The organism is Pseudoalteromonas sp. C8 (assembly GCF_011378685.1).
GTDB lineage: Bacteria > Pseudomonadota > Gammaproteobacteria > Enterobacterales > Alteromonadaceae > Pseudoalteromonas > Pseudoalteromonas arctica.
The window spans coordinates 32,258-59,013 of record NZ_WTKT01000007.1 but is presented as its reverse complement, the minus strand read 5'-3'; the positions used below and the strand labels follow the sequence as shown (position 1 = coordinate 59,013).

The following is a 26,756-nucleotide window of genomic DNA, read 5'->3' as shown; positions in this document are numbered from 1 at the left end:
TGTGGGTATTTATCCACTGCACTTTACTTAGGGACTAAAAGTATGAAGTCGTCAAGGACGTTTAAGCCTAATAGCTCATCCGATGCTAGTTTTTATCGTTTATTCGATATATTCGCGTTATTTTTAGCCTTTCAATGCTCTGCACTCTTTTACAGTTTTGAACTGACAGCTCATTATATGATAGCTGTTTTAACTGTTGCACTAAGCTTTTTATATTGCGCCGAAATATTTTCTGCTTATCGCTCTTGGCGTGCTGGTAAATTTAAAACTATGGTTTTGTGTGCTTGGGGCTCATTGTTTGTCGCCTTTAGTATTTTATTTTTTATATCTTTTATGTTTAAATTTACCGAATCGCTTTCTCGTATTGGTTTAGGCTTATGGTTTTTACTTAGTGTGGTTTATTTGTATATATGGCGCTTTGTGGTGCAATTATATAAACGAAATCGCCGTAGTTTAGGTATGAATTTACGTAATGTCGCAATTGTAGGTGCCACAGAGTCTGCCGTTTATTTGTATGACGAGATTGAAAAAAACGATGAGCTTGGTTTTAAGTTTTTAGGCTTTTTTGACGATCGTAAACCAGAGCGTTTATTTAATAATGTAAAAACGTACGAAGTGTCTGGAACTATTCAAAATGCTATATGTGCTGCCCGCGAAGGCAAAATTGACATACTTTATATAGCACTCCCAATGAAAGCCGATAAGCGGATAGCCGATTTGTTATTGCAACTTGGCGATACCACCGTAGACGTGCACTTTATACCTGACTTTTTACTCTCAAATTTAATACATGCCCGTGTTGAACACGTTGGCGATGTAGACACGCTAAGCGTTTTTGAATCTCCTTTTATTGGTGCTCGTGAGTTTATTAAACGCACCGAAGACATAATAGTGTCGTCAATTATATTACTGCTTATATCTCCTATGCTTATTGCTATAGCGTTTGCTGTTAAGTTTACCTCTAAGGGGCCTGTAATATTTAAACAAGACCGATATGGGCTTGATGGGCGCAAAATTAAAGTATGGAAGTTTCGCTCAATGTCGGTAACCGAAAATAGTGCAGTAGTGACTCAAGCTACTAAAAACGACGCCCGTATTACTAAGTTGGGCGGCTTTTTACGCCGCACTAGCCTTGACGAGTTACCGCAATTTATAAACGTGTTAAAAGGCGATATGTCGATAGTAGGGCCACGCCCACATGCCGTTGCCCACAACGAAGAGTATCGTAAAAAAGTTGAGTTTTACATGTTTAGGCATAAAGCTAAACCAGGTATAACCGGTTGGGCACAAATTAATGGTTGGCGCGGCGAAACCGATACGCTTGATAAAATGGAAAAACGCGTTGAATACGATTTACATTACATAAAGCATTGGTCTTTATGGTTAGATGTTAAAATTATTTTTATGACAATTTTTAAGGGATTTAAGAATGCAAATGCATACTAAAAAATCAGTTATACCTTGTGCTGTAGTTTTACTGTCGGCAACGTTGTCTGCTCCTGCATCGGCCGAATTTACGCCAGGCAGCTTTATGACCAAAGATGGTGCCGAAATTACTCCGGTTTTGCAAACAGGCCTAAGCGTTAACGACAACATTTTTAATACACCAACCGACGAAGAGTCGCGTGTAATTTGGACTATTTCACCAGGTGTTGCAGCGGTAATAGACGATGGCCCCGACAGCTACAAACTAAACGTTGGCACCAGTAGCTCTTTATATAATAAAAATCCTGTTGATAACTTTACTCAAGTTAATTTGGGTGCAGGTGTACATAAAGAACTTACGAGCCGACACGTTTTTGATATTAACGGCACTGCTGATTGGTTGTATGAGCCACGTGGCTTGGGTTTAACGCAGGGCTTGGGTGATATTGTTGACGAGCTAATACAGTACCAACAACAAGATATTACTGGTACTTATAGATTTGGTTCGAAAACATCTAAGGCACAATTAGAGTTGGTTTCTGGCTTTTACAGTAAAAAATATCAAAATTTTAGAGCTACATCACAATACCGCGATTACGATAAAACGTTAATTGGGGCAAAAGGGTATTATAACACGCAAGCGGCAACACGATTGTTTGTAGAAGTAACCCGCGATGACTACCGCTACGACGTTTTAGAGTCTAGTGGTGTTTCTCGCAATTCTGATGATATTAAAGTTCTTTTTGGTATGGAGTGGGAAGCAACGTCACTTACCTCTGGCACCTTTAAACTTGGTTACCAAAATAAAGACTTTGACGATAATCAGCGTGAGAGCTTTAGTGGGTTAAGCTGGGAGGCTGGGGTTACTTGGCAACCTTTAACTTACTCTACATTTGATTTAACAACCAGTCGAGCGGCGACCGATCCACTGCTAGAAGGCGATTACATCAAAGAAAGCACCTATGGCATAAATTGGACGCACGATTGGAGTGATTATTTAGCCTCAGTAGCGAGTATAAGCTATATAGATGAACAATATACTGGCGATATTGGGCGTAACGATGAAACAAAAAGCGCTCGGCTTGGCTTAAATTACCAAGCTAATAACTTTGGTTTAATTTCGACCTATGTTGATTTTATTGATAAAAACTCGAATCAGCCATTAATCGAGTTTGATCGTGTAAAAATTGGTATTAATTTTACGTTTGCTTTAAAGGCTAATTAATGAACTGTAAACTTTTTTTTAGTGCATTGTGCTTTTTATTTAGTACAACTTGTTTTGCACAAGCGGCACAAGATTATGTATTGGGCCCAGGTGATAAAGTAGTAATAAAAGTATTTGGTGAGCCCGATTTAGAGGTAACTGCATTGCTAGGTAACAGTGGTGAGGTTAATTACCCATTTTTAGGGGCACTTAAACTTGCCGGGCTAACTACCTTTGAGGTCGAAAAGTCCATTGCTAATGGCTTACAGCCTGATTATTTAAAAGTTCCTAGTGTATATGTGCAGGTTGTTGAATACAGACCCTTTTATATACATGGTGAGGTTAAATCTCCTGGTGCTTACCCTTATCAGCCAGCTATGACAGTTAATCAAGCCGTTGCATTGGCGGGCGGCTTAACTGAGCGGGCATCAACTGATAAAATTTATATTTTTAAAGAGCAAACTAAGCAGCAGCAACAAAAAGGCACCCTTAATAGCCAAATTGCAGCAGGCGATACAATAAAAATAGAACAACGCTTGTTTTAAGCAGTTTTAAAGGCAGTAAATAATGAATAAGTTCGAAAATAATTCAATTGATAACGAAGACGTTATTGATTTCACTGTTTATCTAAAAGTTATACAACGCGCTAAATGGCGTATTATTGGCTTTTCGGTAGTCGTTACGTTGTTAACAATAATGTTTGCTTTAACTCTGATCCCGCAATATACGGCCTCTGCTACTTTACTTATTGAATCAGAGCAATCTAAAGCGGTTAGTTTTGAAGAAATTTATGGCCTTGATACCACAAAAAAAGAGTATTACTTAACGCAATTCGAAATACTTAAATCTGACAGTATTGGCCGAGAAGTAATTACCAAGCTTAACTTAGAAGAACACGGCGATTTTATTCCTAAGCCTAGCTTAATGGGCGAGGTTAAAGGTTATGTAAAAGGTTTACTGCCTTTTTTAAATAAAAACGAAGAAAGATATTTATCTGCAGAAGAAAAAGCAGATCAAAAAATGCTTTTTTTACTGAGTATTTACAAATCTAAGCTAGGTATTGAACCTATCAGAAATACCCAACTAGTAAACATAAGCTTTGAGTCGAGCGATTCTGACTTAGCCGCTTTAGTTGCTAATACTATAGGTGAAGTTTACATTGATAACCAAATGCGAGCAAAAATGGGGATAACTCAACAGGCTTCTAGTTGGTTAAACTCGAGGTTATCGCAACTTCGTATTCAGCTCGATAACTCAGAAGAGCGCTTGCAAGATTTTAGAGAAGATCAGCATCTTATCGATATTGAAGGTATCGCAGGCCTTGCAACACAAGAGCTTGAGCAAATATCGGCTCAGTTAATTGAAGCGCGCAACGGAAAAAACAAGCTTGAGAGCATTAACCGAGTTATAGCCGAATACGGTAATAACAATCTTGAGTTATTAGGTAGTATGCCTGAAATAACATCACATAATGTTATTCAAAACGTGAAACGTGATGTAGTTACCGTTGAACGTAAGTTAAGCGAGTTAAGTGAGGTTTATGGCCCTAAACACCCTAAAATAATATCGGCCAGTGCTGAGCTTATTACTGTTAAAAATAACCTTAATAAGCAAATTAAAGGCCTAATTACGGGTATAGAAAAAGAGCTTAATAGGGTCACAAGAACAGTGAGTGCACTCGAAAATGATTTAAGTAATATCAGAGCGCGTTACCAAGATATTACCCGTAAAGAAACTCAATATAACCAGCTAAAACGTGAAGTAGAAACAAACCGCAATATATTTAATACGTTTTTATCACGCTCTAAAGAAACCGAAGTAACAAGCGATTTTACCTCTGCTGCAGCACGCTTTACCGACCGAGCGTATGCTCCAAATAACCCAAGTAAACCCAATAAAAAGCTTATTGTTGTGCTTGCGTTTGTAGCGAGCTTTATTTTTGCAATAGTTATGAGCTTAATCTTTGATGCCCTTAACGATACCGTTAAAACAAAACCAGACGTTGAAAGCAAATTAGCTCAGCGAATGCTCGGCCTATTACCACAGGTAAGCTTACCTAAAAAAAGTGTATTGCCTATGCATGCATATCTTGACGAAACATATAGGCGCTTTGCTGAATCAGTACGAACGTTTCGTACCAGTTTACTTTTAACTCAGCTTGATAAACAGCATAAAATAATTGCTGTTACTTCTACATCGCCAGGTGAAGGTAAAACAACAACATCTTCTAATTTAGCAATATCCTTAGCTCAAATGGGTAAAGTATTGCTAATTGATGGTGACTTACGTAAGCCAACTATCGCTAAGCGATTTGAAATACCGGTTTATCACCCTGGTTTAACAAATTTAATAGTAGGTACAGAAGAGCTTAGCGAGTGTGTTCACATTGATGAAAAATCAGGTGTAGTAATAATGCCAAGCGGGCAAATACCAAGTAACCCACTTGAGTTATTATCAAACATTAAGTTTGCACAGTTAATCGAACACCTTAAAACTCAGTACGACCATATAATTATTGATACACCACCAACACAAGCCGTGAGTGATGCATTAGTAATAGCACAAAGTGCTGATTCGGTAATATATGTTGTAAAATCAGATGTTACCCGTATTAAACCAATTAAGGCTGGCCTTGAACGGTTATTTGAGATAAAAGTACATGTAGCCGGTGTGGTGCTTAATCAGGTGGATATGAGTAAGTCTAACGATGAACATAGCTACGGCTACTACGATTACCATGATTACTCACAAAAACCTGAGCAACCAACAGCTTAAAACGAATGATAGATATACATTCTCATATACTACCAGGGCTTGACGATGGCGCTAAAGACTTAACGGAGTCTTTAGCGCTATTAAAAATTGCACAAGCCGATGGTATAACCCACATGGTAGCTACTCCGCACATTCATTTAGGCCGATTTAATAACGCGGCTTCCCATATTTATGACGACCTAGCTATTTTAAAAGCACAGGCATTAGTAAATAATATTGGTATTAAACTAGCTGTTGCAGCAGAGGTTAGGCTTGATGTAGAGCTAATGACCTTGGTTATGAGCAAAAAACTGCCGTTTATTGGTAATGTAAATGGTGCTAATTATGTATTACTGGAGCTACCGCATTCACACGTATCGCAAGGGTACGATAAGTTTATTACGTGGCTTGATAAAAAAAATATTAAAACAATTATTCCGCATCCAGAACGTAACCGCGATATACAAGCTAAACCCTTTTACATAGAGCGTTTAAAGCAATTAGGTTGTGAATTTCAGTTAACCGCGTCAAGTATTGAAGGCGAGTGGGGCGAACAAGCAAAAGCTATTAGTGTTGATATGCTTAAAAATGGGTTAGTCAGCTATGTTGCGAGCGACGCGCATTCGGTTAAACGCAGGCCACCTATTTTAAGTAAAGCTAGGCAAATTGTGAGTGATTTAATGGGGGCAGATAAAGCCCATGAGTTGTTTGTAACAAATCCATTTAATTTAACAGCGTCATTATTTGATGAATAACACCAATAAGCTTATTAAGCAGGTTCAAATAGTTGTGCTTGTGCTAATTACATTAGCGATTTGTTTTTCAAGCTTTCAAAGCATGCGCGCTAACGCTTGGTATTTTAATGCTGTTAATACGTTAAAAGGCAGTGCTAATAATTACTCCCCGCAAAATTTACAATCAGCACAAGATGCTATAAACCTTGCCAGTTCGCTTGAGCACACACATCCGCACTATCTGCAGTTAATGGCGCATGTGCAAATACTTAAATTAGCCGCTGATACAGATAAAACCACCGATGTTTTAGCAATTTACCAACAGGTAGAGCAATTACTTTTACAGTCGGTAGCGCTGCGCCAAAGCTGGCCAGAAACCTGGATTGCACTAGCACAAGTTGTTAGTTACCAAGAAGGGCCAAGCGAACGTGTTTATGAGTATATTCAGCAGGCTAAAAAGGTAGGCCCTTACAAACTTGATGTGCATTTAGGTATTATAGAAATTTCGTTAGCAAATTGGCAGCACTTACCTCCTGAGTATAAGGCACTGTATGTAAACTCTTTAAGCATGGCTGCCCAGTATGGTTATCGATTTAACCGCATTTACGCTATTGCTGAACAATTAAATCAACTACCGACTTTGTGTATGTCACTACAATTTGGCGCTGCATATAAAAAACTTAAACAGCGTTATATTTACAAACAAACCTGTAAATAAAAACGCCCAGAGGCTTATAAAAAAACTCTGGGCTATAGATTGGCTCACTAAGAGCCATGCGCTAACAAAAAAACACTTTCTGGATTCTTAGGGAGAAGAAGAAAGTAGTTAAACTATAGTAAAGCTTTTAAAAGATGCATAACTAATTTTTCCATTTGGTTACATTTGATAACAAAGGATTGGATTGATTATGGGTTTCGGTGTTTTTAAGTGCTGTTTTAATTTTAAGGAATAGAGCAAAAAAATTTTCTATAATTCGATTTTATGACGTGCGAATACATTTTTGGAGTGATGGTGATCATTTGCCAAAAGACTTTTTAGTATTTTGATAAAATCGTAAATAGAATGAGTACACTTCAACATTTTGTTTCTCAATTATTACTAAGCCATATTATACATAAAATAAGGCTTAGTAATTTTACTGTCTTACGTCTTATGTTTCTTGTTTAAATTTAATCCCCAGAGTTCTATGTATTTATAAGTAAATTTCGATGTAATGATGACTGTTGCTAAAATTATTAAAACTATTAAGTTGTTTATATATGTATTACCAACATCTATATATTTTAAAGAGTTTATAGTTTTTACGATCTCAATCCCCGTAAGCTTTTTAAAAACAAGGGTTCCTGCTGCTACAAGGAATAATATTGCTGCGTGGGTCATGTATATTGAGTAAGAAAGTTGCCCAGTAAGTTGAAGTGGTTTTATTTTTAAAATCTTAGATACAACACCAGCTTCAAAGGAAAAGAGCAATACTGTAATCAAGAAAAGTAATGGAGCGACAATAAGCTTTAATTCAAATTGTGCCTGAACAATAAACACAATACTTACTAACAATGCACACTCAAAAATACTTCCCAAGGTATATGGGATTTTTATGTGAGAAATGTTCCTATAAACACTGTAGGCGATGGCGCCTCCAAAAAAACAAGATAGTCCACTTAGGACTTGTTTAGTGAGTAACTCTGAGTGAAAGTAGATAAGTGTAAACGCAAATAGGGATGCAGTTAACCATGTAAGTAATTTAAATTTGCTAAATAGAGTGGCTGTGAAGAAGAATAAGAAGTAAATGTAAAACTCAATACTTATACTCCATGAAGGAAAATTAAAAGAAAGGTGTTCTGTATATGGCGTCCAAGACTGTATAAGAAGTAAATTTGGAATGATTGCAGATACCGCTGTTTTGTCTGAAAAAGGCTCTCCGTTGAATGATACACCAAAATTAGTGGCTAATAATTTCATCAGTTCGAAAGCGATAAATACCATTAATATAAAAAAGTGTAGAGGATATATCCTAAAGAACCTAGCTTTACAATACGACTTGAAGTTTAAGCTTTCTTTAAAACCATAGCCGTGAGCAAGAACAAAGCCACTTAGTATAAAGAAAAACTCTACAAACACTCCACTTCCTTGAAAGAACTTTAGCTCAGTTATCGAACCAACAATATGCATGTGATACAAAACAACTGATATTGCACACAGTCCTCTAAATGCGTCTAGAGCTTCGAATCTTTTTTTCATTTTATTCCCTTAAAAAATATTTAGGTTACACATAATATTGCATTCAGTGTTTCAATAAAACATTAAACTAGTGGTACCCAGCTTATTAACTGTGTATTTTGGACAAGATCGCGTGGTAGTGAATTTTTGATCTTATTTTTTTGCCATTTCCCTAGCCCAATAGGGCAGCCACATAGCGTTAATACCACTTCACCTATTGTTTGAGTTGCCTCAGCTAAGCGTATATCTTTACCTTGAAAATAATCATTTGCTTGCTCGTTATTTAAAGCAAATACATTGTTTTTACACTCATTGCCAAATACGGTTGCAAACTCGTGCGTTAGCCTTACGCCATTTTTATGGATGATGCCAATTTGAATACCTAAGCGTGCGTACTTAATTTTATTTTGCACAGTTTCAAATCCCTCAGGAAATAACCACAGCTCTTTGTCGCGCTGCATTAAGTTGCCAGGTAGGTTAGTTAACCCAAAGTGTTTTTTAAGCGATTGCATAAACGCGACGCTTTGTTTTTTATCAAACTCGTTAAACGGAAACGCGCCTTTTTTAACAGTTTGATTTGGATTATCGCAACTTGCGTGTTTTTTAAATTTAGCAATAAAAAAGCCTTCGCTGTCGAATGTTTGCGGCCATACATGCAAATAGCCTTCACTTGTGGTGGCTTTACTTGCACCTTCAAATAAATCACTGAGTGACTCAGGCGCTATATAGTCGCCAAATTCACTGAGTAAATAATCGCACACTTGTTGGTTTTCGAGCGGGGTAAGTGTGCAGGTTGAATACACTAACGTGCCACCTGGCTTTAATGCGTAAAATGCGCTTTTAATTAAGTCTTTTTGCACTTGGGCTATTTGAATGTTTGATTCTATTGACCAATTTTTTAGTGCGTCGGCGTCTTTACGCACAGTACCTTCGCCAGAGCATGGCGCGTCTAGCAATATGCTATCAAAGCATTCAAACATGTAGTTGCCAAATATAACGCCATCAAAATGCGAGAGCGCACAGTTACCAACCCCCATACGTTTGAGCGTTGCGCTAAGTACCTTTAAACGAGATGACGAAAGCTCATTTGCAACAAGCACGCCTTGGTTATCCATAAGAGCTGCTAGCTGCGATGTTTTAGAACCTGGCGCTGATGCCATATCAAGTATGGTGTTATTTTGAGAGTCTGCGAGTTCAATACTTTGCTTTAATGCGATAGGGGGCAGCATTGAACTTGCTTCTTGCACGTACATAGCCCCGCTTAGATGTAAGTCGGTATTACCAAGGGCTAGGTTTTGTTCTTCATCGTTTGGGCGCTCTAGCCAAAAGCCTTCACTGCACCAAGGGATTGGGGTTAGCAGCCAATTTTTTTCAGTTGCACGTTCTACAAATTCTTCAATGCTAATTTTTAATGTATTAACGCGGATAGATTTTCTGAGCGGCCTGCGACACGCATTTAAAAAGTCATCTAAGTTTAGATGCGCTGGTAAATAGGTTTTTACGTCATCAATAAAGTGCTCAGGGATAAAAGTGTTGGCGTTCACGCGTTAGCTCATACTATAAAAATAAAGCGCGATAATAGCATTTATATAATGCATTTTCAGCGCTTAAAGACGTAACATCTGATTTATTGCCCTGTCGACACTTCACTGTTTTAGTCTATTTTAAAACCATTTTTATGCGACTTTAGGTTAATAGTGTCGATAATGAGCGTGTTTTTTAGCCATTTTGATAGGTTTAAGGGTTGACATGATTTTTTAATAAGCCCATAGTAACGACATTAATTGTCGACAATCTAAAAGTAACTTATGACACACACATTTTTAAACGAAGCGCCTATAACTACCGCATCAGATCAAGTATTTGTAGATATGCGCCGTGAGATTGTTGAAGGCAGTATAGTTCAAGGCAGTAAAATATCAGAGCCTGAGCTTGCCAAACGTTATGGTGTAAGCCGTGCAACGCTTAGAGAGGCATTAAACCGCCTAGAAAGTTGCTACCTTGTTGAGCGTAAAGCTAACGTAGGTTGCCGAGTAGTTGCCCTTACTGCTGAGCGTTTGATTGAAGTTTATCAAGTTCGCAGCTCACTTGAAGGTTTGGCATGCAGGCTTGCTGCCGACAATATGGAACCCGAAGAAGTAAAAGGCTTAAAGCAATTACTTAATCAGCACTTACAAACACAACGTGTTAAAGAGGGCGAATCTTACTATCAAGAAGCCGGCGATTTAGATTTTCATTACCGTATTATTCAAGGCAGTAAAAACGCGCATTTAATTCATTTACTGTGTAATGAGCTCTATCAATTAATACGGATGTACCGTGTACAAATGGGCATGGTGGGGCCGCGTGTATCAAAAGCGTTTGATGAGCATTTAGCTATTATTAACGCCATTGAAAACCACGACGGTGAACTGGCCGAAATGCTAATGAAGCGCCACATCAGTGCATCGCAAGCAAATATTCAAACCAAATTTGATGTATACCAATCAATATGAGTATTCGAACAATTTAACGGATTAAATCGCTCCGTAACGTCGTTAAAAATTTTTTATTTAGAACCACTAAACATAAAAATTATTGCCTAGTTACAGAACGATTTTCTTATCGTTAAATAGACCTCATACCCATACAGATTGATATTAGTCGCAAAAAAAGAAGCTGCTAAAAGCTAGCAAGAGCAGTTAAACAGTCACAATTACATATTAAAACTATAAGTTACTCCACGTAGCAACCGTTCAAAGTGAGGAGAAAGTAATGTCAGCAGGATTAAAATTTAAACACGCTATTGCCAATAACCGTCCGTTACAAGTAGTAGGTACTATTAACGCCTACACAGCGATGATGGCTGAAAAAATGGGTCACCAAGCTATTTACCTCTCAGGTGCCGGTGTTGCAAACGCTTCGTTTGGTATGCCTGATTTGGGTATGACGAGCCTTGATAACGTGCTTGAAGATATTCGTCGTATTACGGGTGCGAGCGATTTACCACTACTTGTTGATGCCGATACCGGTTGGGGTGGGGCATTTAATATTGCACGCACAGTAAAAGAAATGACTAAAGCGGGTGCGGCGGGTTTTCATATAGAAGACCAAGTAGCGCAAAAGCGCTGTGGTCATCGCCCAAATAAAGAAATTGTAAGCCAAGGTGAAATGGTTGACCGTATTAAAGCAGCGGTTGATGCAAAAACCGATAGCGATTTTTATATTATGGCGCGTACCGATGCCTTTCAAAAAGAAGGTTTAAACGCCGCTATTGACCGTGCAGCAGCCTGTGTTGAAGCCGGTGCTGACGCTATTTTTGCAGAAGCCGTGCACGACCTTGCTGATTACCAAGCATTTGCAAAAGCGATTAACGTTCCAATTTTGGCAAACATTACTGAGTTTGGCCAAACACCTATTTACACAAAAGAGCAGCTAAGCGATGTAGGTGTTGAAATGGTGCTTTACCCACTCAGTGCATTTAGAGCCATGAACAAAGCAGCACTTAACGTGTATTCAGCAATTTTAAATGAAGGCTCGCAACAAAGCCAAATTGAAAATATGCAAACGCGTTCTGAGCTTTACGACTTTTTAGATTACCACACGTACGAGAACACACTCGACACCCTTTTTTCATCAAAAGCTGACAAATAAAAACTATAAAATAAGGGCGTGTTGAACGTTGGTGGTTGAATTTGCAGCAGTGTGTTTGGCTTTTAGGCAAGGCAGAGCCTATGAAGTGTGGTTATTCCACATAAATAGGCGATAACGCAGCATAAAGACCAAACATGCGCTGCCCTTTAGGTTCTTTCTAGGGACGATTATCTCTTTGTTGCTCGGTTTTTACTTAGTCCACTAGGTTACAAACCTCGCGCCGCGATTTAATCGCCCCTAGATTGAACAAATTTCAATCCACAAAGTTCAATACGCCCTAAATCACACACAAATTTAAGATAGGAGAAAATCATGGTAGATAAAGCATTAGGCGGCGCGGGTTTACGCGGACAAGTAGCTGGTCAAACAGCATTGTGCACTGTAGGACAAAGTGGTTCTGGCTTAACGTATTGTGGTTACGATATTAGCGAACTTGCCGAAAAAGCGCAGTTTGAAGAAGTGTCTTTTTTACTTTCACGCGGTGAGTTACCTACAACCAGTGAACTGGCTGAGTATAAAGCTAAACTTAAAAGCTTACGCGGCTTACCAGATGCACTTAAAACCGTGCTTGAAAATATTCCTAAAGACGCGCATCCAATGGATGTAATGCGCACGGGCTGCTCAATGTTGGGTAACCTTGAAATGGAGCTTGATTTTAACCAAGCCAATGATGCAATCGACCGTATGGTTGCTGTGTTCCCAAGTATTATTTGTTACTGGTACCGCTTTACACACGATGGCGTACGCATTGAAACACAAACAGATGACGACTCTGTTGGCGCACATTTTTTAACACTGTTACATGACAAAGCACCTAGTGATTTATTTGCACAAGTGATGAACGTATCACTAATTTTATACGCAGAGCACGAGTTTAATGCTTCTACATTTGCGGGTCGTGTGTGTGCATCAACGCTTTCTGATATTCACTCTTGTGTAACAGGTGCGATTGGCACGCTGCGTGGTCCATTACATGGTGGTGCTAACGAAGCAGCTATGGATATGATTCAAGGCTTTACAAGTGCTGAACATGCTGAGCAAGAAGTAATGGGCATGCTTGAACGTAAAGACAAAATTATGGGCTTTGGTCACGCGATTTATCGCGAATCGGATCCACGCAATGTAATTATTAAAAAATGGTCTGAAAAACTAGCGGCAGAGGTGGGCGATACCGTGCTTTACCCTGTGTCTGTTCGTTGTGAGGAGATTATGTGGCGCGAGAAAAAACTGTTTTGTAACGCCGATTTTTTCCATGCATCTGCTTATCACTTTATGGATATTCCGACTAAATTATTTACGCCAATATTTGTAATGAGCCGCGTTACTGGTTGGACTGCACATGTAAAAGAGCAACGCGCTAACAACCGTATTATCCGCCCAAGTGCCGATTACACAGGGCCTGATGCACGTAGTTACACACCAATCGAATCAAGAAGTTAATTATTTTTAACTAAGGTGAGCCAATGGCTCACCTTTTATGGCTTTAATGCTTTATATAATAAAAACAACTACAAACCTAAAGCCTTTTTTGAAAAATACCAATTGCACCCTCCATAAAATTGGTATTACATCCGTCACCAAATTAGCGAACCCTTATTATGACCATAATTAATAATACCCAATACCGTAAACCTCTACCGGGCTCAAATGTCGACTACTACGATACGCAAGAAGCCGTAGATGCAATTAAGCCAGGTGCATACGCCACACTACCTTATTCATCACGTGTCTTTGCCGAAAACCTAGTACGCCGATGCGACCCTGCCATGTTAACTGATGCACTTAATCAGCTAATTGAGCGCAAGCAAGATTTAGACTTCCCGTGGTATCCGGCGCGCGTAGTATGCCACGATATTTTAGGGCAAACAGCGCTTGTTGATTTAGCAGGTTTGCGTGATGCAATTGCAGCCAAAGGCGGTGACCCGGCAAAAGTGAATCCTGTGGTACCCACGCAGTTAATAGTTGATCATTCGTTAGCGGTAGAGCATGCCGGTTTTGATCCTGACGCATTTGACAAAAACCGCGCGATTGAAGACAGACGAAATGATGACCGTTTTCACTTTATCAACTGGACAAAAACTGCCTTTAAAAATATTGACGTTATTCCACCGGGTAACGGCATTATGCATCAAATTAATCTTGAAAAAATGTCGCCGGTTATTCAAAACCGAGATGGCATTGCATTCCCAGATACACTAGTTGGTACCGACAGCCACACGCCACATGTCGATGCGCTAGGTGTTATTGCTGTGGGCGTAGGCGGGCTTGAAGCTGAAAGCGTAATGCTTGGCCGTGCTTCTTATATTCGTTTGCCTGATATTGTAGGTGTTGAGCTTACAGGCAAGCGCCAACCCGGTATTACCGCAACCGATATTGTGTTGGCCATTACTGAATTTTTACGTGAGCAACGTGTTGTTTCTACTTATTTAGAGTTTTACGGTGAAGGTGCCGACGCGCTTACACTTGGCGACAGAGCAACCATTTCGAACATGACGCCTGAATTTGGTGCAACCGCAGCCATGTTTTATATCGATGATAAAACAATAGATTACTTGCGATTAACAGGCCGTGAAGAAGAACAAATTGCTCTTGTAGAAAACTACGCAAAAACGGCAGGCCTTTGGAGCGATAGCTTAAAAACCGCAAAATACGAGCGCGTACTTAAGTTTGATTTATCAAGTGTGGGGCGCAATATTGCGGGTCCATCTAATCCGCACCGCCGTGTATCGACAAGCGATTTAGCTAAAGAAGGTATTTCGGGCGTTGTTGAAAATGAAGAAGGCTTAATGCCAGACGGCGCATGTATTATTGCCGCGATTACTAGCTGTACTAATACGAGTAATCCACGCAATGTAATTGCCGCTGCACTACTTGCCCGTAACGCAAATGCTAAGGGTTTAATGCGCAAACCTTGGGTTAAAACCTCATTAGCACCAGGCTCAAAAGCGGTGCAATCATACCTTGAAGATGCAAACCTACTAACAGAGCTTGAGCAACTTGGCTTTGGCATTGTTGGTTTTGCGTGTACTACCTGTAATGGTATGAGCGGTGCCCTTGACCCTGTTATTCAAAAAGAAGTAATCGATCGCGATTTATACACTACAGCGGTGCTTTCTGGCAATCGTAACTTTGATGGACGCATTCATCCTTATGCTAAGCAAGCATTTTTAGCGTCACCTCCTTTAGTTGTTGCGTACGCTATTGCAGGCACTATTCGCTTTGATATTGAAAAGGGGATACTAGGGCAAGATCAACAAGGCAACGATATTACGCTTAAAGATTTATGGCCATCGGATGAAGAGATTGATGCAGTAATTAAGCAAAGCGTTAAGCCAGAGCAGTTTAGAAAAGTATACGAGCCGATGTTTAATTTAACCGTAGATTACGGTGAAGATAACGACCCACTTTACGACTGGCGCCCAGAAAGCACCTACATTCGTCGCCCTCCTTATTGGGAAGGTGCACTTGCGGGTGAGCGCACAATGACCGGTATGCGTGCGCTTGCAGTTCTTGGCGATAACATTACAACGGATCATTTATCGCCATCAAACGCAATTATGGCAAGCAGCGCTGCTGGCGAATACCTGACCAAAATGAACGTGCCAGAGGAAGACTACAACTCGTACGCAACGCACCGGGGCGATCATTTAACAGCGCAGCGCGCAACCTTTGCTAATCCAAAGCTGCTAAACGAAATGGTGCTTGATGAAAACGGCAACGTTAAACAAGGTTCTTACGCACGCTTAGAACCACAAGGCACTAATACCCGTATGTGGGAAGCAATCGAAGCCTACATGGAGCGTAAACAACCGCTTATTATTGTAGCCGGTGCCGATTACGGGCAAGGTTCGTCGCGCGATTGGGCAGCAAAAGGCGTAAGACTTGCAGGCGTTGAAGTAATAGCAGCTGAAGGTTTTGAGCGTATTCACCGTACTAACTTAATTGGTATGGGTGTTTTACCGCTTGAGTTTAAAGCGGGCAAAACGCGTAAAACTCTAAAGCTGGATGGCAGTGAAACGTACGATGTAGCGGGCGATTTAAAACCAGGTGCCACCGTTAATTTAAGTATTACTCGTAAAGACGATGAAGTACTCACTGTGCCTATGAAGTGCCGTATCGATACCCAAGAAGAGCTTTCTATTTACGCAGCTGGTGGTGTGTTACAACGCTTTGCACAAGACTTTTTAGAAGCAGCACAATCTGCATAAGGGCAAACACTATGTTTAAACCGCAAATTAAAGTGCCTGCAACCTATATGCGTGGCGGCACCAGTAAAGGTGTGTTTTTTAATTTAACTGATTTGCCAAAGCCTGCTCAAGTAGCAGGCGAGGCGCGGGATAATTTATTACTGCGTGTTATTGGCAGCCCCGATCCGTATGCTAAGCAAACGGATGGCATGGGTGGTGCTACATCAAGTACCAGTAAAACCGTAATCTTAAGTAAAAGTGAGCAAACTGACCACGATGTAGATTACTTGTTTGGTCAAGTGGCGATAGATAAACCTTTTGTAGATTGGAGCGGTAACTGCGGTAACTTAACCTCAGCAGTGGGTGCTTTTGCCATTAGTAATGGTTTGGTCGATAAAAGCAGAGTACCCGATAACGGTGTTGCTATCGTGCGTGTGTGGCAGGCTAATATTAAAAAAAGCATATTAGTGCATGTCCCTATGATCAATGGCGAAGTGCAAGAAACCGGCGACTTTGAGCTCGATGGCGTTACATTTGCAGCAGCTGAAGTAAAACTTGAATTTATTGACCCCGCTGATGGCGATGGCGCGTTATTTCCAACTGGTAATGTAGTTGATGATTTAGAAGTACCGGGTGTTGGTACTTTAAAAGCAACAATGATAAATGCAGGTATTCCTACCATATTTATTAACGCCACTGATATTGGTTATACCGGCACAGAGCTGCAAGACGATATAAATAACGATGTTGCAGCGCTTGAAAAGCTTGAAACCATTCGTGCTTATGGCGCTGTTAAAATGGGTTTAATCACTAACATTAGTGAAGCGCAAGCTCGCCAACATACGCCTAAAGTTGCGTTTGTTGCATCACCTTTAGATTACAAAGCATCTAGCGGTAAAATTATTGAAGCTGCAAATATCAACTTGTTAGTACGCGCTATGTCGATGGGTAAACTGCACCATGCCATGATGGGGACAGCTGCTGTTGCTATTGGCACGGCCGCAGCAATCGAAGGCACACTCGTAAATATAGCTGCTGGTGGAGGCGAATTGAGTGAAGTTAACTTTGGTCATCCGTCGGGCACGCTAAAAGTAGGTGCTGAGGCTAAAAATAATGCAGGCAACTGGCTAGTTACCAAAGCAAGTATGAGCCGAAGTGCACGCGTATTAATGGAAGGGGTTGTAAGAGTCCCTCAGTAATTACTAAACATTTACTTTAGGTAAGTAAACAAGTTTTATAAACGTTTGCTTAGCTAAAGTAAAACCTACTAACATTCATTATAAACAATCCTTTTTCATTAATTTTTCGAATTATCCTCTTTTTTAGCTCTCATCCATCGCATTTACTTGAAGAATATAATTAACAAACTAGATTGTATGTAATATTCATTTAATAAAGTGAATATATTGTATCAATATGTGCTGGTTCTTTATGAGTGTCTATAGGTTATTGAATAATAGAGATGCTGATAAAGAAGTAGCTCATAGAATAAAGATAAATACTTCTATAAAACGTATAAATATGTAGCATAACTATATAGCTTAATGGTATTTTTAATGTTCTGGTAACAAAGGTTATGATTGTGTACTTTTTTAATGCTTTTTAAACATAAAAGCTTACACAAGCCACTATCAACTAAACTAATTTCTGATACTCATTCCAGGCTATCAAGGAGAAATAAATGGTAAAGCGTACGATCAAATTTACACCTATTGCAGCTTCAGTTGCACTTACATTAGGCTTAACAGCATGTGGTTCGGACAATGACAGAAACATTCCTGTTACACCTGTGGAATCTTTTACTGCAACGGGCGATGCACAATTTAATATTGAAGTAACGGGTAAAGCTGTTAAAGGTTCAATGAAAAATGCAGTAGTAACTGTAATGACTTTAGATGCATCTGGTCTAAGCGTTCCTGTTGCATTTCGCTCAGCTGCATCAGCAGAAGCAGAGTCTTTTTCTGAAGAAGCATTATCACAAGATGCTGCAGATGCTGCAGTAGAAGCAAGTAAAATTGCTGCTAACCCTGAAGTGCTAACTGATGAAAACGGTCGTTACAGCATCTACTTAGATGGTGATTTTACTGGTCCAGTTTACATTACAGTTAAAACATCAGCTGAAGGCGATGATAGCTTTTTACGCTGTGATGCTTATATAGGTTGTGGCGACTACGATGTAGCGCCAGAAGAAGATGACGTAAATGATGGCGATACTGCAATTGAATTTGGCGAATGGTACAAAACTGATCTAGAACTTTCAGTTGTTAAATTTGTTCCAGCACAAGCATCTGATGCATCTGGTGCAAGCGGTGTTGCTGGCTCAGATAATGTAGATATGTCTTATACTGCGAACGTAACATTTTTAACTAGCTTGGTAGCTCAATTATTAATTGATGCCGGTAGCTCTGTTGACGAAACTGGTATAGCAAATACAAGTTTGCGTACAGTTATTCAAATCTTTGGCCCTGATGCAGCTATTTTACTTGCGCCAATGATTGCCGACTTATCTACTGCTGGTGCAGTTGATTTAAGTAATGTTGATGGTGATGAAGAGTTGTCTGAAGCTGTACTTGCAATTGCTCAACTATCTTCATCGATTCAAGGTTTACCTTCTTTGGCTAACGTATTTGCTCAGTTAAAAGCAGGCATTCAGGCTAATCAGTTAAGTGGTAGCACAGATGTAGATATTGCAGCTGTAGTACTTGCTTTACAAACAGCAGTAACTAATACGTCAAATATATTTGTTGCTATTGCGACAGGTGATGAAACTGCAATTGCAGCGGCACTTGTTACTGCATATAAGTTAAATAACCCAACAGCGACACAAACAGAGATTGATGCGTTCACTGCAAATTCAGTGGGCATTGCAACTAAAGCTAAAGAAGCTAAAGATAGAGCAATCGCAAATGGTGCTGCAACAAACGAAAGTTTAGCTCAAATAGCTGTCAAAGTTAAAAAAGCATTAGAAAAACTAGGTTGTACAGGCGATGCTTGTACGATTGGTGATACTTTATACGCACAGTTAGCAGCTGCACTGACAGCAGAAGTTGACGCTGCTGAACTGCAACTTACAGAATTGCAAGATATGGTTGATTCAGCAGAAGCTGACTTAGCTGAAGTACAAGCACTTGCTGATGATGTGACTGCTGAAAACGCTGTTGCTTTCGCTAGCGCAGTAACGCTTTTACAAAACGAAGCAACTACAGCAGCGTTATCTGTTAGCGCAAATATCTTATATGTTAAATCTCAAGGTTATGTAACAACTGCTCAAACTCTAGTTGCTAACAATACAAGCTATCAACAACTACTAGATGATTCCGAAGCCTTAAGCCAAGGTTCTTTAGTAGAAGTTGAAAACACAGTCGCATTTGATACTGCATTAGCTGCGCTTGTTACCCAAGCTGCAGATGCAGTGATTGAATTTGATCTTGTAGTTGAAGCTGCAGAACAAGTTGCTTTAGATACGGCAGCAGTTGCTGATGAGAAACAAAATTTAGCAGCAATAGTTGAAACAACCTCTACTTCAGCTCTTGCAGATGCAGAAAGTGCAACTATTGATACTGCAGAAAGTGCAGCTCAAGCTCTAGAACTTGCAATGGCTGCGGTTACAGCTGCGTCTGAATTTGCAGCTGCAGTTGATGCACTTGAAATTGCAATCGCTCAAGCACTTGAAGCCGCAGAAGCTTATTTAGCAGCTGCAGTAACTCAAGAAGATATAGATGCTGCAACAGCACAAATTGAAGCGCTTAAATCAATGGCTACCGCTGCTCAGGCTCAAGCAGAGCTTGCTGCTGAACAATTTGTAATTGCTTATGCACTACAACTTCAAGCAGAAGAAGCTATTGCAAAACTTGCAGTGCTAACTTCTGTGAAAGCTACTTCAGAGTCATTATCGACTATGACTGTGCTTACTGGCTCTGGTGCAGATGCAGTTGCTGATGCAGCAGACGTTCTTGCAGACGTAATTGATGAATTAGCTGAAATGGGTAATAACTCAGGTACAGGTACATCAACACGCAATGCTGATTGGGACTATGCTTACAGCTTAGATGATCTTACGCTAATGCTTAGCAATGCTACTACAGGTGAGATGATTAATGCAGCGGCTTCTTATGAAGGCGACAAGCTTGTTGTTGCTTGGGGTGCTACGCTAAAAGGTGAGAACGACGTATCTGTTGAACTTGTTACTGCTGATACACAAACACTAGCGCTTACAGATTGTGTTGATTTCGCAGCAGGTACAATTGATGCTACTCAAATCGATTCATGTTTAGTATTTACTTTTGATGGTGCAGTGACTGCTGATAATGTAGATGATGCAGAAATCATAATGACTGAAACGACTAACCATGTTGAAATCATTGATGGTGATTCTGGCTTCACTGGTATGTTAAGTATTACAGCGGATGATGCAACAGATTCAGGCTCTATTACATTAGAGGGTGTTTCTGGTGATGTAGACTTTAAAGTAATGACTACATACCTTGACAGCGACATGGAAGAAGCAAGTGCTCTAGATATTACAGTAAATAATGCAATGGGTTACACGTTGTCTATTACTGGTAATGAAAGTGCAGGTTACACTGGTGACGTTATGGCTATGTACAATGAGATGATGATGTCTTTTGGTACTGCAGCTAAAACAACAAACGGTCTTTCAATTACTTACATTGATGGTGACGTAGTTGATTACACTGATGTTGATTTAATTGATTCATCTAAGTAATATTTAAACTATAAAAGGGGAAAGCAGCGCTTTTCCCTTTTTTTATAGAAAGCGATTAAATTATGAAAAAAAAAATTCTCTTGTTAGGATTTTCAACAGCTTTTATTTCTCCTCTTGCTTCCGCAGATAACCAATTTCAAATTTTTACTCATTTTGACGCAGAAATTTATACAGAAGCACAACCAGTACAAGCTTTTGTAGATGATTTTGATGCTCCATTAAAATCGGGTGACAGTGCATTTACCTATAATATATTTGAAGTAGGTGTTGGCTACGGTAATTTTAAGGTAGGTTTACAAAGTCGTTACGACTATGTCCTTAACTTTGATCCTGATACAGCTAAATATACTCATACTGAAAAAAATGATTTAGAGTTTGAAGATAGATTTTATACATATTACCTTGATGCTAAACAAGCAACGTCTAACGGTGTATTTGTATCTTATGATTTTAAATTTTTAGATAAAAATGCATTAACAATAACACCTAAACTTTCTGTTTTTGCCAGCTCACACTATCAAGATGCCACTGTAAATGGTGAAATTTATAGTGATGAAGTTGAAGGCGCTGTAACTGTTGATTACAATTTTTCAAAAGACATATTATTTAAAAAGTTTTCACCGTCACAAAAACCTGAAGGACTTGGATATAGCCTAGATATTTTTGCTGATTGGCAAGTAAATGATGAGCTTCAAGTTGGTTTTAGCGTAAAAGATTTGCTCTATAAAACAGAGTACGAAGACAGCGGCTCTGTAAAGGGTCAAACTACTGAAATTCCATTTAGCGAAGATGACAACGGCGATATTATTACTCAGCCAACAGTTTCATTAAAAACATCTGCATTTGGAAATACGGTATCTCATGATTTAGAAATGGAAATGCGACTACAAGCATTTGCCGATTACAGAATAAACGACCGATTTTCGACTCAGTTAACTTTAAAACGTTACGACAAAGACACGTTCAGCCAATTAAAAGGCCGTATACACTTTTGGGATCATTGGAAAGTACAGGCAGGCTACGAGACAAAAAGTGAAGCATTTTTAGTTGGTATAGAAAACGAGTATTTTGGTCTTAATTTACAAACTGATAGCCTAGATTTAGATAAAGCCTATTATGCTAATGTGAATTGGTACGTGAACATTAAGTTTTAAGGAATGAAGATGTTAAAACAAATTATACCCTTAGGGGTAGCTATTGCATTGGTAGGTTGTGGTTCTTCATCAGACAGTGACAGTTCAGAATCTGTTGCAGTGAGTGAGATTGCTACATCTTCTTCTGTGAATTTTTATGTATCTAATTGGCAATCACCACAGGGCACGCTTAATGTTTTAGATGGCGATGGGGTGGTGCAAGAATCAATTGAAGTCGAAAACATCAATACTGCGAGTGTAAGTGTAACTCCACTTACTTTTAATAGTTTTGAGTTTATACCGAGTGATACTGCTCTTCCTTGTCCGCGCTTTACAGGTTGTGGCAGAACAGTCCGTGGTGATGTAAATGACTTAAACGCAAACCGTTTAATAGACTACCAAGAATTGACAGCCGTTACTCTTAATTACAAAGCAGATGCATTTAGTGCACCGGGTGTAAATACGGTTTATTTATCGCCATTGAGTAAAGCAATTACAGATGAAGGCTTTAGTGCTACGCAAGCTAGTTTATCAGCCACGCCTTTTTATCATTTAACGCACAGCAATTTAAATGCAAGTGTTGAAGCAGAAATGGTTACTAATGCATTTACTTACGCGGCAATTTTAGCTGGTGTTGCTGATAGTTCGTTTAGTGTTGAAAGTGCTTTTAATGCATTTACTAACTTAGAGACTGACCAACAGGCATGGCAAGATTATAGCGATTTAGCAGCGCAGTATGTTACAGATAACTTATTTAGCGACCAAGGTAATGCTTTACTGCAAAATGTAGCTGGTCAAGTTAAGCAAACGATTGCAAGTGTAACTACATTTACAAATTGGCAGGCTCGCTCAACAGAAGTTCAAAGCTTAGATTCAAGAGAGTTACTTGTTGATACACGAAATATTATAGGTGCTGCAAGACTTCAAGAAAAAAGCTATTCTGATGAATTAGACGTAAAATTTGCTGAGCTTGAAAGTGCGTTTGATGAAGACACACAAAGAACCCTTGATGCACTTACTAATGCTTTAAACGAAGTTATTACAAATTATTCACCACTAGCTGATGGCTCTACACCATCAGGACAATATAAACTTCGTGACTTAGATATTGATTACAGCCAATCACCTTATACTTGGGCTATAACTGGCACATATGATGATTTACCTATAACAATTGATTTATCAATTCCAACATTTAGAGTAAGTGGTGTATTAGGTAATAAAATTGAAGGTGTAATGAGTGCAACGGTCACAAATGGTGCTACGGTATTAAGTGTAGATGTAAGTGAGTTGCTAATTCAGTTTGATGGTATAGATGCTCAAAGTGAATTAAATCCAGAAGCCGACACAGGTATTACACATGTAACTACCAATGTAATTATCAATAAAGCCGCTGGTAAACTTGAAGGTGACTTATCACTAAACTTAAATCGCTTTGTTAATTCATTAGGTGAAGAGTCTACGACGTTATCTACTTTTGATTTTAATGGTGATTACGTAAGTGACATTCAAGACACTGCATTTCATATCACTGCAGTAGAGGCTTCGCCTTTTATTGGTGAAGATAATGACGATTTAGCATTTACTTTTGAATTAGATTTTCCGTTGAGTGGTGCAAGCGATTTTAAGTTTGCTTACGTGGGCGATGTTGAAAACTTATCAGAACTTACCTCTACAGATATATTTGTTAGCATAAAAAACCGTGCGTTAGATTTACGTATTCGTGATGTTAGTGGCAACATTAATCTAATAGCGAAAGGCGAAAATGGACGTTGGTTAGATGTAAAGCAAAAGGGCCGTAATTACAGTGGCGGTTTATATTTTGGTGATACTAAACTAGCTGATGTTACTGCAGTACGTGGTATTCCTGGTGTTCTATTTCCAAATGGTGAGTTTGAATCGTTATTTTAACCATTAGTTAAGTGGTTTTAGAAATATTCAAAATCCGATATTAGTTTTCTAGTATCGGATTTTTTAATGCTTGTTATATTAGTTAAATGCGCCTGAATCAAGGTAGCTGCCGATCCCGAGTGTAAACATCCATATCCCCCATAAACTATGCTCAATAACACACACGACGGTTGAGCGGCTTTGTGCATAGGTATAAGCAAACAGTAAGCCACCTAAAAATGCTAAGGCTACTGCAATCCAATTTGCATACACAATATGCGCCAATGCAAATACACTCGCACTAACTATAATACGCACTGCTTTTTTGGGCATGATGCGTTTATAACGATGAAAAAAATACGTTCTGAATATTAACTCTTGAGGAATAACCGACAGTATTGGGTAGAGCAACAACAGTAAAAGCCAATCATTAAACGAGTTGCGGGGAAGGGTAAACCAGTTGCCCTGATGAATAATCCCGTAAAACATACCCGAGAACAGTGCACCTAAAAAAAAGAAGCTAAACACACGTTTTTTAACAGCAGAAAATTGCCCAAGGCTTGTAAGCCTAAAACGTTTAAAATGGGGATCGCCCAGTAGCAACATACAACACACGCTCATTAAAATAATAAGCGCAGGAATAAGCCAGTTAGCTAAATACTCGCGTAATACAAAACCCAACAAGGGTAGTAACACAAAAATGAGGGTAAATTCAAACCAGCGATATTGATTGGCGTTCAAGGTCGTCTCAACTTGTTTTTTTAATAAGCTATCAAGCTAAGACGACATTTTTATGACGAGGGGGCTTACTTTGCTGGTTCCTCTTCACTAGGGAGGTATTTGTACAAGGCAATAATAGTGGCAAAAATACTCACAAAGGTAATACCCATTAAACCAAACACTTTAAAATTAACCCAAAAGTCGAGCGAAAAATTATATGCAATATAAATGTTTAGTGCTGCGATGCCAGCAGTTATAGCAACCCACATTAGGTTAAGCTTATCCCATAATGGTTCTGGGACTACAATGGCTTGTTTTGTATCATTAGCATTTTCGAGGATTGAGCTAAGCGCTTTTTTAACGAGATTTTTCTTAAGTACATAACGGCTAACAAGTAACGTTAAGCTTAAACCTGCGTATATGAGTGTTGCTTTCCATTTTATGTATTGCTCATCATGAAGTACCAGCGTTAACGTGCCAAACACAGCAGCAATGCCAAAAAATATCCACTGACGAGTTGGCACAGAGCCATGTTTAAAGTAGCTATAAGCAACTTGAATGAGCGTAGTGGCCATTAATAAACCGGTAGCCCAGTAAATATCGACTAGCTTAAAAACTGCAAAAAACAGTATGAGTGGGATGTATTCAATTAATGCGTGCATAGCTTACCTAAATTATACAAAAAAGAGTCAAAGGCTTTTTACCACATAAAGCTTAGCAACTACAAGGTTGACTTGTTGCCCTGTAACCCTTAGCCTGCGTGGCTTTATTGCCAATTTGGTTTGGTATTTTTTATATCATCATATTCCCACGCTTAACCAACACTGATTTGGCGTGTATTTAGGAGCCTAAAATGAATAAAGCAGAACTCGTTGCTGCCATTGCACACAAAAGTGAATTAACAAAAAAAGATTCTCAAGCGGCACTTTCAAGCTTGCAAAAAGTAATTACTAAATCACTTTCTGAGGGCGATCAGGTTCAAATTAATGGCTTTGGTACGTTCGCACTAAGTTACTACCCAGCGCGTACTGGGCGTAACCCGCAAACAGGTGCAGCAATTGAAATAGAAGGCGCTAATAAAGCGGTTTTTAAACCGGCTAAGGCGTTAAAAGATCTACTTTAAATTTATTTAAGGTTTTAAACCCCGTATTGATAGATAAGTTACATGAGCGCGAAGTAAATTCGCACCTATGTAGATTATTCATAATCTCTAAATGATTTACATGGTATTATAAACCCCACTTACATTAAATCCTTTATTTTCAATTACTTGTTATCGGCATGCATTATGCTGTTTAACTGTGTGTTTCGAACATATTTTTAAACAATACCAGTCCGCTTATATATGGGGTCTATTTAACGTTAAGAAAATCACGCTAGAACAAGGCAAAAATTTTTCGTATTTAGTTGTTCTAAATGAAAGGTTTTTAACGACGTTATAGTGCGATTTAATTCGTTAAATTGCTCAAAGATTTATGCAGGTTGGTATAATATAAGGAGATCTCAATGAGTACATTACAAACAAGCACACGTTTACAGGGCAAAAAAATTGCAATTTTAGCCACTGATGGATTTGAGCAAAGTGAGCTTTTATCTCCACGCAGCGCATTACTTGATGCCGGTGCAAACATCGAAATAGTATCAATTAAAGAAGGTCAAATTACGGGCTGGGATGAAGACAAGTGGGGCGATAAAGTAACAGTAGATAAACTAGTTACAAACGCAGACCCCGCTGATTACGACGCGCTTATGCTCCCTGGTGGTTTATTTAACCCAGACAGTTTACGTCAAGATAAAGATGCTAAAGCCTTTATTGATGGCTTTTTTGGCGCAGAAAAAAACAAACCCGTTGCTGCTATTTGCCATGCGCCGTGGCTGTTAGCTGAAATTAATAAACTGCGTGACCGTACCATTACCTCTTTTCCAAGTATTAAAAGCGATTTAATTAACGCAGGTGCCAATTGGGTTGACCAAGAAGTATGTGTAGATAAAGGCCTAGTAACAAGCCGTAGCCCAGCCGATTTAGAAGCATTTAATGCTAAATTTATTGAAGAGATTTTAGAGGGTAAACACCAAGCTCACTAATTTTTTTAAAACGTTTGGATATTGCTATAGCGTTTGATTTTTAAAAA

The 26,756-nt window shown here is 39.1% G+C and carries 20 protein-coding genes; 16 read left to right on the top strand and 4 right to left on the bottom strand.

The genetic code is table 11. The features are described from left to right. The first annotated feature begins 42 nt into the window (after positions 1-42). Genes GQR39_RS08470 through GQR39_RS08445 form a run of 6 tightly spaced genes read left to right on the top strand, consistent with a single transcriptional unit; the run spans position 43 to position 6,835 of the window. Positions 43-1,446, top strand: coding sequence for an undecaprenyl-phosphate glucose phosphotransferase (locus GQR39_RS08470; protein WP_165735367.1), 1,404 nt, complete (start codon positions 43-45; stop codon positions 1,444-1,446). After that, on the top strand, positions 1,430-2,650 hold the full coding sequence (locus tag GQR39_RS08465; protein WP_165735366.1) for an outer membrane beta-barrel protein: 1,221 nt from the start codon (positions 1,430-1,432) through the stop codon (positions 2,648-2,650). Before GQR39_RS08470 ends, GQR39_RS08465 begins: the two co-directional genes overlap by 17 nt. Further along, positions 2,650-3,174, top strand: a complete 525-nt coding sequence (locus tag GQR39_RS08460; protein ID WP_165735365.1) for a polysaccharide biosynthesis/export family protein — start codon at positions 2,650-2,652, stop codon at positions 3,172-3,174. Before GQR39_RS08465 ends, GQR39_RS08460 begins: the two co-directional genes overlap by 1 nt. A 22-nt stretch (positions 3,175-3,196) precedes the next feature. Beyond that, positions 3,197-5,404 carry a polysaccharide biosynthesis tyrosine autokinase gene (locus tag GQR39_RS08455; RefSeq protein WP_165735364.1) on the top strand — a complete coding sequence of 736 codons (2,208 nt, stop codon included), beginning with the start codon at positions 3,197-3,199 and terminating at the stop codon, positions 5,402-5,404. Between the two features lie 5 nt (positions 5,405-5,409). Beyond that, entirely contained in the window at positions 5,410-6,138 is a 729-nt protein-coding gene (locus tag GQR39_RS08450; RefSeq protein WP_165735363.1) for a CpsB/CapC family capsule biosynthesis tyrosine phosphatase, read from the top strand. Next, positions 6,131-6,835 carry a VpsP family polysaccharide biosynthesis protein gene (locus tag GQR39_RS08445; RefSeq protein ID WP_165735362.1) on the top strand — a complete coding sequence of 235 codons (705 nt, stop codon included), beginning with the start codon at positions 6,131-6,133 and terminating at the stop codon, positions 6,833-6,835. Before GQR39_RS08450 ends, GQR39_RS08445 begins: the two co-directional genes overlap by 8 nt. 426 nt (positions 6,836-7,261) lie before the next feature. Here GQR39_RS08445 and GQR39_RS08440 read toward each other — a convergent pair whose 3' ends face one another. Then, positions 7,262-8,356, bottom strand: a complete 1,095-nt coding sequence (locus GQR39_RS08440) for an acyltransferase (RefSeq protein ID WP_165735361.1) — start codon at positions 8,354-8,356, stop codon at positions 7,262-7,264. Between the two features lie 62 nt (positions 8,357-8,418). Next, entirely contained in the window at positions 8,419-9,879 is a 1,461-nt protein-coding gene (gene rsmF, locus GQR39_RS08435; RefSeq protein ID WP_165735360.1) for a 16S rRNA (cytosine(1407)-C(5))-methyltransferase RsmF, read from the bottom strand. A gap of 264 nt (positions 9,880-10,143) precedes the next feature. Here rsmF and GQR39_RS08430 point away from each other — a divergent pair, with 264 nt between their 5' ends. From GQR39_RS08430 to GQR39_RS08395, 8 genes are all read left to right on the top strand, one after another. Further along, a complete protein-coding gene (locus GQR39_RS08430; RefSeq protein ID WP_007582477.1) occupies positions 10,144-10,830 on the top strand; it encodes a GntR family transcriptional regulator in 687 nt (228 codons plus the stop codon). A 259-nt stretch (positions 10,831-11,089) separates the two neighbouring features. Next, a complete protein-coding gene (prpB, locus tag GQR39_RS08425; RefSeq protein ID WP_165735359.1) occupies positions 11,090-11,968 on the top strand; it encodes a methylisocitrate lyase in 879 nt (292 codons plus the stop codon). A gap of 312 nt (positions 11,969-12,280) precedes the next feature. Then, positions 12,281-13,408, top strand: coding sequence for a 2-methylcitrate synthase (gene prpC / locus GQR39_RS08420; protein ID WP_165735358.1), 1,128 nt, complete (start codon positions 12,281-12,283; stop codon positions 13,406-13,408). A 158-nt stretch (positions 13,409-13,566) separates the two neighbouring features. Next, positions 13,567-16,176, top strand: coding sequence for a Fe/S-dependent 2-methylisocitrate dehydratase AcnD (gene acnD, locus GQR39_RS08415; RefSeq protein ID WP_165735357.1), 2,610 nt, complete (start codon positions 13,567-13,569; stop codon positions 16,174-16,176). A gap of 11 nt (positions 16,177-16,187) precedes the next feature. Beyond that, on the top strand, positions 16,188-17,354 hold the full coding sequence (gene prpF, locus GQR39_RS08410; protein ID WP_165735356.1) for a 2-methylaconitate cis-trans isomerase PrpF: 1,167 nt from the start codon (positions 16,188-16,190) through the stop codon (positions 17,352-17,354). Positions 17,355-17,836: 482 nt separating this feature from the next. Further along, entirely contained in the window at positions 17,837-20,881 is a 3,045-nt protein-coding gene (locus GQR39_RS08405; RefSeq protein WP_165735355.1) for a hypothetical protein, read from the top strand. A 62-nt stretch (positions 20,882-20,943) separates the two neighbouring features. Continuing rightward, positions 20,944-22,035 carry a hypothetical protein gene (locus GQR39_RS08400; protein WP_024607186.1) on the top strand — a complete coding sequence of 364 codons (1,092 nt, stop codon included), beginning with the start codon at positions 20,944-20,946 and terminating at the stop codon, positions 22,033-22,035. A 9-nt stretch (positions 22,036-22,044) separates the two neighbouring features. Next, complete coding sequence (locus GQR39_RS08395) at positions 22,045-23,925, top strand: hypothetical protein (RefSeq protein ID WP_165735354.1); 1,881 nt, start codon at positions 22,045-22,047, stop codon at positions 23,923-23,925. A 78-nt stretch (positions 23,926-24,003) separates the two neighbouring features. On the opposite strand, the gene GQR39_RS08390 is transcribed toward GQR39_RS08395, so the two are convergent. Both GQR39_RS08390 and GQR39_RS08385 read right to left on the bottom strand, forming a co-directional pair. Continuing rightward, the gene (locus tag GQR39_RS08390; RefSeq protein WP_165735353.1) at positions 24,004-24,645 is read right to left on the bottom strand and encodes a CPBP family intramembrane glutamic endopeptidase; all 642 of its coding nucleotides are present in this window, start codon (positions 24,643-24,645) and stop codon (positions 24,004-24,006) included. A gap of 65 nt (positions 24,646-24,710) precedes the next feature. Beyond that, a complete protein-coding gene (locus GQR39_RS08385) occupies positions 24,711-25,286 on the bottom strand; it encodes an inner membrane-spanning protein YciB (protein WP_165726114.1) in 576 nt (191 codons plus the stop codon). Between the two features lie 191 nt (positions 25,287-25,477). On the opposite strand from GQR39_RS08385, the gene GQR39_RS08380 reads away from it, so the two are divergent. Together GQR39_RS08380 and GQR39_RS08375 are read left to right on the top strand one after the other, a co-directional pair. Then, a complete protein-coding gene (locus tag GQR39_RS08380) occupies positions 25,478-25,747 on the top strand; it encodes an HU family DNA-binding protein (protein ID WP_007375441.1) in 270 nt (89 codons plus the stop codon). Between the two features lie 383 nt (positions 25,748-26,130). After that, complete coding sequence (locus GQR39_RS08375; protein ID WP_007582489.1) at positions 26,131-26,709, top strand: type 1 glutamine amidotransferase domain-containing protein; 579 nt, start codon at positions 26,131-26,133, stop codon at positions 26,707-26,709. Positions 26,710-26,756: the final 47 nt, after the last annotated feature.

Bases quoted from the DNA above. Each gene is read 5' to 3' on its own strand.
- GQR39_RS08465 (WP_165735366.1), top strand. From the start codon at position 1,430: ATGCAAATGCATACTAAAAAATCAGTTATACCTTGTGCTGTAGTTTTA.
- GQR39_RS08430 (WP_007582477.1), top strand. From the start codon at position 10,144: ATGACACACACATTTTTAAACGAAGCGCCTATAACTACCGCATCAGAT.
- GQR39_RS08455 (WP_165735364.1), top strand. From the start codon at position 3,197: ATGAATAAGTTCGAAAATAATTCAATTGATAACGAAGACGTTATTGAT.
- prpB (WP_165735359.1), top strand. From the start codon at position 11,090: ATGTCAGCAGGATTAAAATTTAAACACGCTATTGCCAATAACCGTCCG.
- GQR39_RS08470 (WP_165735367.1), top strand. From the start codon at position 43: ATGAAGTCGTCAAGGACGTTTAAGCCTAATAGCTCATCCGATGCTAGT.
- GQR39_RS08460 (WP_165735365.1), top strand. From the start codon at position 2,650: ATGAACTGTAAACTTTTTTTTAGTGCATTGTGCTTTTTATTTAGTACA.
- GQR39_RS08445 (WP_165735362.1), top strand. From the start codon at position 6,131: ATGAATAACACCAATAAGCTTATTAAGCAGGTTCAAATAGTTGTGCTT.
- prpC (WP_165735358.1), top strand. From the start codon at position 12,281: ATGGTAGATAAAGCATTAGGCGGCGCGGGTTTACGCGGACAAGTAGCT.
- GQR39_RS08450 (WP_165735363.1), top strand. From the start codon at position 5,410: ATGATAGATATACATTCTCATATACTACCAGGGCTTGACGATGGCGCT.
- GQR39_RS08400 (WP_024607186.1), top strand. From the start codon at position 20,944: ATGAAAAAAAAAATTCTCTTGTTAGGATTTTCAACAGCTTTTATTTCT.
- GQR39_RS08395 (WP_165735354.1), top strand. From the start codon at position 22,045: ATGTTAAAACAAATTATACCCTTAGGGGTAGCTATTGCATTGGTAGGT.
- GQR39_RS08385 (WP_165726114.1), bottom strand. From the start codon at position 25,286: ATGCACGCATTAATTGAATACATCCCACTCATACTGTTTTTTGCAGTT.
- GQR39_RS08440 (WP_165735361.1), bottom strand. From the start codon at position 8,356: ATGAAAAAAAGATTCGAAGCTCTAGACGCATTTAGAGGACTGTGTGCA.
- GQR39_RS08375 (WP_007582489.1), top strand. From the start codon at position 26,131: ATGAGTACATTACAAACAAGCACACGTTTACAGGGCAAAAAAATTGCA.
- acnD (WP_165735357.1), top strand. From the start codon at position 13,567: ATGACCATAATTAATAATACCCAATACCGTAAACCTCTACCGGGCTCA.
- prpF (WP_165735356.1), top strand. From the start codon at position 16,188: ATGTTTAAACCGCAAATTAAAGTGCCTGCAACCTATATGCGTGGCGGC.
- GQR39_RS08405 (WP_165735355.1), top strand. From the start codon at position 17,837: ATGGTAAAGCGTACGATCAAATTTACACCTATTGCAGCTTCAGTTGCA.
- GQR39_RS08380 (WP_007375441.1), top strand. From the start codon at position 25,478: ATGAATAAAGCAGAACTCGTTGCTGCCATTGCACACAAAAGTGAATTA.